This is a genomic window from Pseudomonas sp. ABFPK (assembly GCF_001586765.1).
Lineage (GTDB): Bacteria > Pseudomonadota > Gammaproteobacteria > Pseudomonadales > Pseudomonadaceae > Aquipseudomonas > Aquipseudomonas asiatica.
The window spans coordinates 199,592-210,808 of sequence record NZ_LQXW01000089.1 but is presented as its reverse complement, the minus strand read 5'-3'; the positions used below and the strand labels follow the sequence as shown (position 1 = coordinate 210,808).

General features: G+C 57.2%; 9 protein-coding genes. All 9 read left to right on the top strand.

Features of this window, described 5'->3' with window-relative positions; all coding sequences use genetic code 11:
- Nucleotides 1-555 precede the first annotated feature (555 nt).
- Nucleotides 556-1,398 (top strand): MIP/aquaporin family protein, encoded by an 843-nt coding sequence (locus tag WM94_RS28575; RefSeq protein WP_057978705.1) that lies wholly within the window; start codon nt 556-558, stop codon nt 1,396-1,398.
- Between the two features lie 97 nt (nt 1,399-1,495).
- Nucleotides 1,496-3,001: a glycerol kinase GlpK gene (gene glpK, locus WM94_RS28570; RefSeq protein ID WP_057978703.1), complete on the top strand. Its 1,506-nt coding sequence runs from the start codon at nt 1,496-1,498 to the stop codon at nt 2,999-3,001.
- A 95-nt stretch (nt 3,002-3,096) separates the two neighbouring features.
- Nucleotides 3,097-3,852, top strand: coding sequence for a DeoR/GlpR family transcriptional regulator (locus WM94_RS28565; protein WP_057978701.1), 756 nt, complete (start codon nt 3,097-3,099; stop codon nt 3,850-3,852).
- Between the two features lie 196 nt (nt 3,853-4,048).
- Nucleotides 4,049-5,587, top strand: coding sequence for a glycerol-3-phosphate dehydrogenase (gene glpD / locus WM94_RS28560; protein ID WP_057978699.1), 1,539 nt, complete (start codon nt 4,049-4,051; stop codon nt 5,585-5,587).
- A gap of 196 nt (nt 5,588-5,783) precedes the next feature.
- The gene (gene pyk / locus WM94_RS28555) at nt 5,784-7,232 is read left to right on the top strand and encodes a pyruvate kinase (RefSeq protein ID WP_057978697.1); all 1,449 of its coding nucleotides are present in this window, start codon (nt 5,784-5,786) and stop codon (nt 7,230-7,232) included.
- A gap of 14 nt (nt 7,233-7,246) precedes the next feature.
- Nucleotides 7,247-7,417 carry a hypothetical protein gene (locus WM94_RS30590; protein WP_166729440.1) on the top strand — a complete coding sequence of 57 codons (171 nt, stop codon included), beginning with the start codon at nt 7,247-7,249 and terminating at the stop codon, nt 7,415-7,417.
- Nucleotides 7,410-8,711 (top strand): phosphopyruvate hydratase, encoded by a 1,302-nt coding sequence (gene eno, locus WM94_RS28550; RefSeq protein WP_057978694.1) that lies wholly within the window; start codon nt 7,410-7,412, stop codon nt 8,709-8,711. The genes WM94_RS30590 and eno overlap by 8 nt, the downstream gene beginning before the upstream one ends.
- 3 nt (nt 8,712-8,714) lie before the next feature.
- Nucleotides 8,715-9,512 carry a triose-phosphate isomerase gene (gene tpiA / locus WM94_RS28545; protein ID WP_057978693.1) on the top strand — a complete coding sequence of 266 codons (798 nt, stop codon included), beginning with the start codon at nt 8,715-8,717 and terminating at the stop codon, nt 9,510-9,512.
- A gap of 78 nt (nt 9,513-9,590) precedes the next feature.
- Nucleotides 9,591-11,216: an NADP-dependent glyceraldehyde-3-phosphate dehydrogenase gene (locus WM94_RS28540; protein WP_057978691.1), complete on the top strand. Its 1,626-nt coding sequence runs from the start codon at nt 9,591-9,593 to the stop codon at nt 11,214-11,216.
- Nucleotide 11,217 lies beyond the last annotated feature (1 nt).

Here is an 11,217-nt window from a genome sequence, read left to right as displayed (position 1 = left end):
CCGGTTGAGTGGCCGGATGACCGTGGAATCAGTGGTCGGATACGCGTGGAATGGGTGGCCGGATCACCGTGGAATCGGTGGTCAGATGCTTATGGAATGGGTGGCCAGATGACCGTGGAATCCGCAAACTGCGCGCACGATGTTCGTAACGAACTTTTTTCAACAAATCCAATGCGGGTGTAATGGTAGCTCTTGGCTTGGCGGCTGAAGAAAAATGGTGTGCTGGATTCTAGGTCATTGATCGACACAAGGCTCTATTTGGCCAATTTCCAAAGGGCTACCAGCGCTTGTTGCCGCTCGTCAGAGAGAGGCGCTGATTAAGCAAGAACGATGATTCATGTGACTAATGACTAATAGTTGAATTGGGTTTTTATTCACTTTCGACCTTTGACACCAGTGTTCAATGTCTGTATTTTTCGAATGTGAACATTTTGCGAATGTTCCACTGCAACACTCGGCAGCAAGCTCGAGATCGAAGGGGATCTTGCTTCAGTGAAAATCGCGCTTTGACCCTGATGAAAAAGCGCCCGACAACAACAAAAAACGAGGTTTTCAATGACGACTGCATTACAACAACCTTCGCTCTCGAGCCAATGCATGGCCGAGTTCCTGGGTACTGCTTTACTGATCTTCTTTGGTACGGGCTGTGTTGCCGCGCTCAAGGTCGCGGGTGCCAGCTTTGGCCTTTGGGAAATCAGCATCATCTGGGGGATCGGCGTGAGCATGGCGATCTACCTGACCGCCGGTGTTTCCGGCGCCCACCTCAATCCGGCAGTCAGTATTGCGCTGTGCATTTTTGCCGACTTTGAAAAGCGCAAACTACCGTTCTACATCTTCTCCCAGGTCGCTGGCGCCTTCTGCGCAGCGTTGTTGGTTTACACGCTTTACAGCAACCTGTTCTTCGATTTCGAACAAACGCACCATATGGTTCGCGGCACACAAGCCAGCCTGGAACTGGCCTCGGTGTTCTCGACCTTCCCGAACCCTGCCTTGTCGACGGGCCAAGCATTTCTGGTTGAAGTGATCATCACCGCCATTCTAATGGGCGTGATCATGTCCCTGACCGACGACAACAATGGTCTACCAAAGGGCCCACTGGCGCCGTTGCTGATCGGTCTGCTGATTGCCGTGATCGGCAGCTCGATGGGCCCGCTGACCGGTTTTGCGATGAACCCGGCGCGCGATTTCGGTCCTAAATTGATGACCTTCTTCGCCGGCTGGGGTGAAATATCTTTTACCGGCGGGCGCGATATTCCGTACTTCCTGATTCCGATTTTTGCACCGATCATCGGTGCCTGCCTCGGCGCTGCCGCCTATCGCGGGCTGATTGCCCGCCATCTACCCAGCGTCATACCTGCTACAAAGGATGCAGAACACGCCTGCAGAACACGCCATTGACGGCAAAGTAAAAGTTTCTTGAAAGCGGCGGCGCGAAATCCTGCCCAACCCTGATCTCGCGCCCCCACCCCCCCTTATTTCGTCCAAGGCAATCGACATGACCGACATTCAGAATAAGAACTACATCATTGCCCTCGATCAGGGTACGACCAGCTCCCGGGCGATCATTTTCGACCGCGACGCCAATGTGGTCTGTACCGCTCAGCGCGAATTCGCCCAGCATTACCCGCAAGCCGGTTGGGTCGAACACGACCCGATGGAAATCTTCGCCACCCAAAGTGCGGTGATGGTCGAGGCCCTGGCTCAAGCCGGCCTGCATCACGATCAGGTTGCCGCCATCGGCATCACCAACCAACGCGAAACCACCGTAGTCTGGGACAAGACCACCGGCCGCCCGATCTACAACGCAATCGTCTGGCAGTGCCGACGTAGCACCGAGATCTGCCAGCAGCTCAAACGCGATGGCCATGAACAGTACATCCGCGAAACCACGGGCCTGGTTACCGACCCGTACTTCTCCGGCACCAAGCTGAAGTGGATTCTCGACAACGTCGAAGGTAGCCGCGAACGCGCCCGCAACGGCGAGTTGCTGTTCGGCACCATCGACAGCTGGCTGATCTGGAAATTTACCGGCGGCAAGATCCACGTTACCGACTACACCAACGCTTCGCGGACCATGCTCTTCAACATCCACACCCTGGAGTGGGATGCGAAGATGCTTGAGATACTGGATATCCCGCGGGAAATGCTGCCAGAGGTAAAGTCGTCCTCGGAAATCTACGGCCATACCAAAAGCGGTATCGCCATCGGCGGCATTGCCGGCGACCAACAGGCTGCTCTGTTCGGTCAGATGTGCGTCGAGCCAGGCCAGGCGAAAAACACCTACGGCACCGGCTGCTTCTTGCTGATGAACACCGGCGACAAGGCCGTGAAATCCAAGCACGGCATGCTCACCACCATCGCGTGTGGCCCACGCGGCGAAGTCGCTTACGCGCTGGAAGGCGCGGTGTTCAACGGCGGTTCCACCGTGCAGTGGCTGCGTGACGAGCTGAAAATCATCAACGACGCTCACGACACCGAATACTTTGCCGGCAAGGTCAAAGACAGCAACGGCGTGTACCTGGTCCCGGCCTTCACCGGTCTAGGCGCACCGTACTGGGACCCGTATGCCCGTGGTGCGCTGTTCGGCCTGACCCGTGGCGTACGCGTGGATCACATCATTCGCGCGGCCCTGGAATCGATTGCCTACCAGACCCGCGACGTGCTCGACGCCATGCAACAGGATTCGGGCGAACGCCTCAAAGCCCTGCGCGTCGACGGCGGTGCAGTCGCGAACAACTTCTTGATGCAATTCCAGGCGGACATTCTCGGCACTCACGTCGAACGCCCACAAATGCGTGAAACCACTGCCCTGGGCGCTGCCTATCTGGCAGGTCTGGCCTGTGGCTTCTGGGGCAGCCTGGACGAACTGCGTGGCAAAGCCGTGATCGAGCGCGAATTCGAACCTCACTTGGCCGAAGCAGAGAAGGAAAAACTCTACGCCGGCTGGCTAAAAGCCGTGAGCCGCACCCGCGATTGGGAACCGCACGAAGAGGCTAAGTAAGCCAGAGCACTGACTCGTATCCGTATGTAACTGGCAGGGAGTGGATTCCTGCGGCATCATGGGCAAATTTTGCACGGCAGCCCAAAGGAAGCCCCATGAATCTGCCTCCCCGTCAGCAGCAAATCCTCGAGCTGGTCCGCGAACGCGGTTACGTCAGCATCGAGGAAATGGCTCAGCTGTTCGTCGTTACACCGCAGACCATCCGCCGCGATATCAATCAATTGGCGGAAGTAAATTTGTTGCGTCGCTATCACGGCGGCGCTGCTTACGATTCAAGCGTAGAAAACACTGCCTACGCCATGCGTGCCGATCAAATGCGCGATGAGAAACAACGCATCGCCGAAGCTATCGCCGCCCAGATTCCCGATCACGCCTCGCTGTTCATCAACATCGGCACCACCACCGAATCCATCGCCCGGGCGCTGCTCAATCACACCCAGCTCAAGGTGATCACCAACAACCTGCACGTCGCCTCGATCCTCAGCGCCAAGGATGATTTCGAAGTCCTGCTCGCTGGCGGCAATGTGCGCCGCGACAGCGGTGTCGTCGGCCAGGCCAGCGTCGATTTCATCAACCAGTTCAAGGTCGACTTCGCCCTGGTCGGTATCAGCGGGATCGACGAAGACGGCAGCCTGCTGGATTTCGACTATCAGGAAGTGCGGGTATCCCAGGCAATCATCGCCAATGCCCGACAAGTAATACTGGCGGCCGACTCCAGTAAATTTGGTCGTAACGCCATGGTTCGACTGGGACCGATCAGCCTGATCGATTGCCTGGTCACCGATCAGCCGCCAGTGCCGGCGCTGGCGCAGCTACTGAGTCAACACAAGATTCGCCTCGAGGTTGTTTAACCCCAAGGGCGGTTAAGCCCGCACTACAAATCCCCCCCCCGCACATCTAAATGTTCGAAAATGTTCCTTTAGCGGCCCTTCGATGAGTATTTTCAATCGAAGTTAAGTGGTCGCGGGCGTCAATTTCGGTTGCAATTTTCGAAAATGAACATTAATGTTCGAATTCAAATGCACAACAAAGCCCTGAGGCCTGCCGATGCTCACTTCTACCTTGCCTACGCCCCCTCTCGCTGAGGTCTACGATATCGCCGTCATCGGTGGTGGGATCAATGGCGTGGGGATCGCAGCGGATGCCGCCGGTCGCGGTCTTTCGGTGTTCCTTTGCGAAAAGGACGACCTGGCCAGCCACACGTCGTCGGCCAGCAGCAAACTGATCCACGGCGGCCTGCGCTACCTCGAACATTACGAATTCCGCCTGGTTCGAGAAGCCCTGGCCGAGCGCGAGGTGCTGCTGGCCAAGGCGCCGCACATCGTCAAGCAGATGCGCTTCGTGTTGCCACACCGCCCGCACCTGCGACCTGCATGGATGATCCGCGCCGGTCTGTTCCTTTATGACCACCTGGGCAAACGGGAAAAACTTGAAGGTTCGAAAAGCCTGAAGTTCGGTCCGGACAGCCCGCTGAAAAGCGAAATCACCAAAGGCTTCGAATATTCCGATTGCTGGGTCGATGACGCTCGCCTCGTCGTATTGAATGCCATGGCCGCCCGCGAGAAAGGCGCTCATGTTCACACCCAAACCCGCTGCGTCAGCGCCCGGCGCAGCAACGGTTTGTGGCACCTGCACCTGGAACGCGCTGACGGCAACCTGTTTTCGATTCGCGCCAAGGCGCTAGTGAATGCGGCCGGCCCCTGGGTCGCCAAGTTCATTCGCGATGACCTGATGTTGGAATCACCGTATGGCATCCGCCTGATCCAGGGCAGCCACCTGATCGTGCCGAAACTCTACGACGCGCCGAATGCTTTCATTCTGCAGAACGAAGACCAGCGCATCGTGTTCGCTATTCCGTATCTGAACCACTTCACCCTGATCGGTACCACCGACCGCGAATACACCGGCGACCCGGCCAAAGTGACGATCACCGAAGGCGAAACCGATTACCTGCTCAAGGTGGTCAACGCGCACTTCAAGAAGCGACTGAGCCGCGAGGACATCCTGCACAGCTACTCTGGCGTTCGCCCACTGTGCAATGACGAATCCGACAACCCTTCGGCCGTGACTCGCGACTACACCCTGGCCCTGTCCGGCAGTGCGGCAGAGGCGCCATTGTTGTCGGTGTTCGGGGGCAAGCTGACGACTTATCGCAAACTGGCCGAATCGGCCCTGGCGCAACTGGCGCCGTTCTTTAAAGGCATCAAGCCGAGCTGGACCGCGCAATCGACTCTGCCCGGCGGCGAAGACATGACCACCCCGCAGGCATTGAGCTCGCTGATTTGCGACAAGTTCGACTGGATGCCAAGCGAAATCGCAAGCCGTTGGGCCACCACTTATGGCAGCCGCACCTGGCGCATGCTGGAAGGCGTGCAGAACCTGAGCGATCTGGGCGAACACATCGGCGGCGGGCTCTACACCCGTGAAGTCGATTACCTGTGCAGTGAAGAGTGGGCCACCACCGCGCACGACATTCTGTGGCGCCGCAGCAAGCTCGGTTTGTTTATCACACCGGCGGAACAGGAAAACCTCAAGGACTACCTGAATAAGGTCGAGCAGAACCGCAGCAAGATCGAAACGGCCTGATCGGGAGTCCGGTTAAAGCAAAGCCCCTGAACTCTACGATTCAGGGGCTTTCTACCGCGAATCATGACCGACCTTCGAGCATCCCGGCCGGCTTCGGCGTGCCGGGCTCGAACAATTCGCGCATGGGTTAGCGAAGCAGGGCTTCGGATTTATACGGGGCGCTATTCATACGAACGTATTTGAAGTGGTGACTGTCATGCAACGCAGAACAAAAATTGTGGCTACATTGGGGCCAGCAACCGAATCATTCGAAGCCATCGAGGGGTTGGTCAAAGCAGGCGTGGATGTCGTGCGTCTGAATTTTTCTCACGGCAAGGCGGAGGATCACATTGCCCGGGCGAGGTTGGTCCGTGAGCTGGCTGCCAAGCATGGCCGCTTCGTGGCGGTGTTGGCTGATTTGCAAGGTCCGAAAATTCGAATTGCGCGATTCGCGCAAGGAAAGGTGATCCTGGAAAAGGGTCAGCAGTTCGTTCTCGACGCTTCCCTGGACAAGAATGCAGGGGACCAGCAGCGAGTCGGTATTGACTACGAAGCGCTGATCACCGATAGCCGTCCGTACGACATTTTGCTGCTTGATGATGGGCGAATCGAGCTTAGGGTCCTGAAGGTCGAGGCGACGCGATTGATCTGCGAAGTCCTGGTCAGCGGGCCGCTTTCGAACAACAAAGGGATCAACCGCAAAGGTGGGGGATTGTCTGCGTCGGCACTGACCGAGAAGGACTTCGCCGATATCAAGACTGCCGCAGAAATGCAGGTGGACTACCTGGCTGTGTCGTTCCCACGCGATGCTTCGGATATGGAATTGGCGCGTCGGTTGCTGCATGAAGCTGGAGGGCAGGCAGGCTTGATCGCGAAGATCGAGCGCGCAGAAACCGTCAACGATCTACGTATTCTGGACGCGATCATTGAAGCATCGGAAGGTGTAATGGTCGCTCGTGGCGATCTGGGCGTTGAGATTGGCGATGCAGAATTGGTGGCCGTGCAAAAGCTGATTATTGACCGTGCTCGCACACTGAATCGCGTGGTAATCACGGCGACGCAGATGATGGAGTCGATGATCACTCAATCTATGCCGACCCGTGCTGAAGTGTTCGACGTGGCCAATGCGGTGCTGGATGGTACCGATGCGGTGATGCTCTCCGCTGAAACCGCGGCCGGTGCCTATCCGATCGAGACGGTTGAGGCCATGCACCGGATCATTATCGGTGCGGAAAAACACCCTCAATCCCATCGCTCCAAGCACCGTGTCGATCAAGTGTTCCACAAGATCGACGAATCCATCGCGATGTCAGCGATGTATGCAGCCAACCATCTGCATGGCGTCAAAGCCATCATCTGCATGACGGAGAGCGGCGATACCCCTCGTTTGATGTCGCGCATTCGCTCGCACCTGCCCATTTTTGCATTCTCTCGCAATCTGGCTACTCAGAACCGGGTCACGCTGTTCCGTGGTGTCACCACCATTCCGTTCGACAGCGATGATTTCGACCCTGAGTTGGTGAACGAGAAGGCCGTTGCGGAGCTGACCCGGCGTGGCGTCGTCAAGGCTGGCGATCACGTGCTGATTACCAAAGGCGACTACGCCAACGCCCAAGGTGGCACGAACTCCCTTCGAGTCGTGTGCGTCGGTGAAGCCATTCGCTGAGTGAGGAAGGACTGATGAGTAAGACCCATTCAGCAGATCACGACGCAACGAATAACCATGATCGTGAATCGTGGCCAAGAGATTTCGATTTTCGTGAGCAGTACGCGGAGCAGCAGGAATTACTGAAGTCGCCGAGCGACGGCACGCAAGCTCCGAACCATCCGAAGGGGGAAAACCATGCTTAACAAGACCAGCCAGATTCAACACATCAGCGCTCGGGAAATCCTCGACTCGCGAGGCAACCCGACGGTTGAAGCCGTGGTGACACTCGCCAATGGCGTCAGTGCTACCGCCAGCGTGCCCTCTGGTGCTTCGACGGGGTCACGCGAAGCGCTTGAATTGCGGGACAACGCAGCGCGCTACATGGGCAAAGGCGTTATGCGAGCGGTCGAGAGCGTGAACAACCCGATCCGCGAGTGCCTGATCGGACTGGATGCTTTGAACCAGCGCGAAATCGACAACGTCATGATTGCGCTGGATGGCACCGAGAGTAAGAGCATCCTGGGGGCCAATGCGATTCTCGCCGTGTCACTGGCGACCGCCAAAGCGGCGGCCAAGGTTCAGAACATTCCTTTGTATGAACACTTGGCGGCGCTGTACGGCTCGCCTGGCCAGTTCAGCATGCCGGTTCCCATGATGAACATCATCAACGGGGGTGAGCATGCCGATAACAACATCGACATCCAGGAATTCATGATCCAGCCCGTCGGCGCATCGTCGTTCCGTGAAGGCCTGCGCATGGGCGCCGAGGTGTTCCATTCCTTGAAGAAGGTTTTGTCGGAGCGTGGCTTGAGCACGGCGGTGGGGGATGAGGGTGGGTTCGCGCCTTCGCTGGCCTCCAACGAAGAAGCACTGGTTGTTATCAAGGAAGCGGTGAGTCGAGCGGGTTATGAGCTGGGCAAGGACATTACCCTGGCACTCGATTGCGCGGCATCCGAGTTCTACGAGGGCGGTCAATATGTGCTCGCCGGTGAAGGCCAGTCGTTCAATTCGGCAGGCTTTGCCGATTACCTGGCGATGCTGTGCGACAAGTACCCGATTATCTCCATTGAAGACGGGATGGACGAAAGTGACTGGGACGGCTGGGCAGGCCTGACCCAAAAGCTGGGTCACGTGCAATTGGTGGGTGACGACTTGTTCGTGACCAACACCAAGATACTGCGTGAGGGCATTCAGAAAGGGATCGGTAATTCGATCCTGATCAAGTTCAACCAGATCGGCACGCTCAGCGAAACGCTGGACGCCATTCGCATGGCGCAAGATGCCGGTTACACCGCCGTCATCTCCCATCGTTCGGGTGAGACCGAGGACACCACCATCGCCGACCTCGCCGTCGCCACTTGCGCGGGACAGATCAAGACAGGCTCCCTCAGCCGGTCGGATCGCGTCGGTAAATACAACCGCTTGTTGCGCATCGAAGAGGCCTTGCAGGAGCGGGCGCCTTACAACACGGCCGCGCTTGTGAACAGGAAAGCCTGAATCATGCAGACCTCTTCGAACAAAAAACAACTGGTGATCGGCAACTGGAAAATGAATGGCAGCAGTGCTGAAAACGCGTCGTTGCTGCTTAGTTTGCTGCCGGTGATTTCACGCTTTGAAAGCGTTGAAGTTGCGCTTTGCCCGCCGTATCCCTACCTGACGACCGTAGCCGATTTGCTTGATGATTCAGATGTTGCACTGGGTGCGCAGAATCTCAGCGCCCAGCTCTCAGGCGCTCATACCGGTGAGGTCAGCGCTTCGATGCTCCACGATATCGGCTGTCGCTTTGTGTTGGTCGGGCATTCGGAGCGCCGTGCACTTTATGCCGAGGACGATGATCTCGTGGCAAAGAAATTTGCTACGGCGCTGCGTGCCGGGCTCATTCCGGTGTTGTGTGTGGGCGAAACACTCGCTCAGCGTCAGAGCGGCGAAACGGAAGTGGTCGTCACCAATCAGCTGAATGCGGTACTGAAGGCTGTTGGCATTCAGGATCTGGTTAAAGGCGTGATTGCCTACGAGCCGGTCTGGGCCATTGGTACTGGCGAAACGGCGACGCCCGAGCAGGCGCAAGCGGTGCATCGACACATCCGCCAATATTTGGCTGACCAAGATCGCGCAGCGGCCGCCGATTGCCGGATTTTGTACGGTGGCAGTGTGAAGGCCGACAACGCAGAACAATTGTTCAATCAACCCGATATCGATGGCGGCTTGATCGGCGGAGCGTCTCTGGATGCGATGTCTTTCGCTGCCATTTGCTGGGCGGCTCAAACCGGGCCGATCACCGACTCTATCGCGATCTGAATTCTTTTGAATGTGCAGGCGCTGCGTGTCCGATCGTTTCTTTCGGGCCGCGCGAGCACCTGCACAGAGGGATGAAAAATGACTTTGAATAATCGACTTGAAGCACTGTTCCCAAGCGCTGACGAAATCCCTGCGGCTTTCCGTCCAGGACCGGCCATTGAGCAGCGAGAGTATCTGGTCAATGGGGAACTGCGGTTGTGGGACGGCCCATTAGCGCCGGTCCGTAGCCCTGTGTGCCTGAAAAAAGAATCGGGACACGAGGCCGTGATTCTGGGCAGTACTCCGCTACTGGATGCGCAAACCGCGATGACGGCATTGGATGCGGCGGTGCAGGCCTATGACCGTGGTCAGGGCACCTGGCCCACCCTGCGTGTGGTCGAACGTATTCGCCACGTCGAGGTTTTCCTCAAGCGTATGCGCGAACAACGGGAAGCCGTGGTGAAGTTGTTGATGTGGGAGATCGGCAAGAACCTCAAGGACTCAGAGAAAGAGTTCGATCGCACCTGCGACTACATTGTCGACACCATCAATGCCCTCAAGGAACTGGATCGTCGTTCCAGCCGTTTCGAGCTGGAGCAGGACACGCTGGGACAAATCCGCCGCGTGCCTCTGGGCGTGACCCTGTGCATGGGGCCTTACAACTACCCGCTAAACGAGACGTTCACCACGTTGATCCCGGCGTTGATCATGGGCAACACCGTGGTGTTCAAACCCGCCAAGTTCGGTGTGTTGCTGATCAGGCCATTGCTGGAAGCGTTCCGCGACAGCTTCCCGGCAGGGGTTATCAACATCATCTACGGCAGCGGCCGGGAAACCGTCAGCGCTTTGATGGCCAGTGGCAAGATCGATGTCTTCGCATTCATCGGCACCAACAAGGCGGCCAGTGATCTGAAAAAGCTGCACCCCAAGCCACATCGCCTGCGTGCAGCCCTCGGTCTGGATGCCAAGAATCCCGGCATCGTCCTGCCTGATGTTGATCTGGATAACGCCGTTTCAGAGGCCGTGACCGGTTCTCTGTCGTTTAATGGGCAACGTTGCACGGCGCTGAAAATTCTCTTTGTTCATGAAAACGTAGTTGACGCCTTTCTGGATAAGTTTCAGTCGAAGCTTGCCCAGCTGAAACCGGGCATGCCTTGGGAAGCGGGAGTGGCCTTAACTCCGCTGCCGGAGCCTGGCAAGACTGATTTCCTTACCGGACTTGTGGCCGATGCTGTCAGCAAAGGCGCCCAAGTGGTCAATGCCGGAGGCGGGGAAGTCTGCGAAACCTTCTTCTACCCGGCGTTGCTGTACCCGGTGACTAGCGAAATGCGGGTGTACCACGAAGAGCAATTCGGACCCGTCGTACCAGTGGTGGTTTACCGCGATCTGGAAACAGTCATCAACTACGTCCTCGACTCCGATTTCGGCCAACAACTGAGCATTTTCGGCACGAACTCCGCAGAAGTGGGGCGTCTGGTCGATGCGTTCGCCAACCAGGTAGGGCGCATCAACATCAACGCGCAATGCCAGCGTGGTCCGGACAGCTTTCCCTTCAACGGCCGCAAAAACTCTGCCGAAGGCACGCTCTCGGTCGATGACGCGTTGCGGGTGTTTTCCATCCGGACACTGGTCGCCACCAAGTTCCAGGAGAGCAACAAGGATCTGGTCAGCGACATCATCCGTCATCGTGAGTCGAGCTTCTTGACCACCGACTACATCTTTTAGG

What these genes read in the sequence shown, in the direction of transcription:
- WM94_RS30590 (WP_166729440.1), top strand. Translation starts at nt 7,247, where the DNA reads ATGAGTAAGACCCATTCAGCAGATCACGACGCAACGAATAACCATGAT.
- eno (WP_057978694.1), top strand. Translation starts at nt 7,410, where the DNA reads ATGCTTAACAAGACCAGCCAGATTCAACACATCAGCGCTCGGGAAATC.
- tpiA (WP_057978693.1), top strand. Translation starts at nt 8,715, where the DNA reads ATGCAGACCTCTTCGAACAAAAAACAACTGGTGATCGGCAACTGGAAA.
- glpK (WP_057978703.1), top strand. Translation starts at nt 1,496, where the DNA reads ATGACCGACATTCAGAATAAGAACTACATCATTGCCCTCGATCAGGGT.
- WM94_RS28540 (WP_057978691.1), top strand. Translation starts at nt 9,591, where the DNA reads ATGACTTTGAATAATCGACTTGAAGCACTGTTCCCAAGCGCTGACGAA.
- pyk (WP_057978697.1), top strand. Translation starts at nt 5,784, where the DNA reads ATGCAACGCAGAACAAAAATTGTGGCTACATTGGGGCCAGCAACCGAA.
- glpD (WP_057978699.1), top strand. Translation starts at nt 4,049, where the DNA reads ATGCTCACTTCTACCTTGCCTACGCCCCCTCTCGCTGAGGTCTACGAT.
- WM94_RS28565 (WP_057978701.1), top strand. Translation starts at nt 3,097, where the DNA reads ATGAATCTGCCTCCCCGTCAGCAGCAAATCCTCGAGCTGGTCCGCGAA.
- WM94_RS28575 (WP_057978705.1), top strand. Translation starts at nt 556, where the DNA reads ATGACGACTGCATTACAACAACCTTCGCTCTCGAGCCAATGCATGGCC.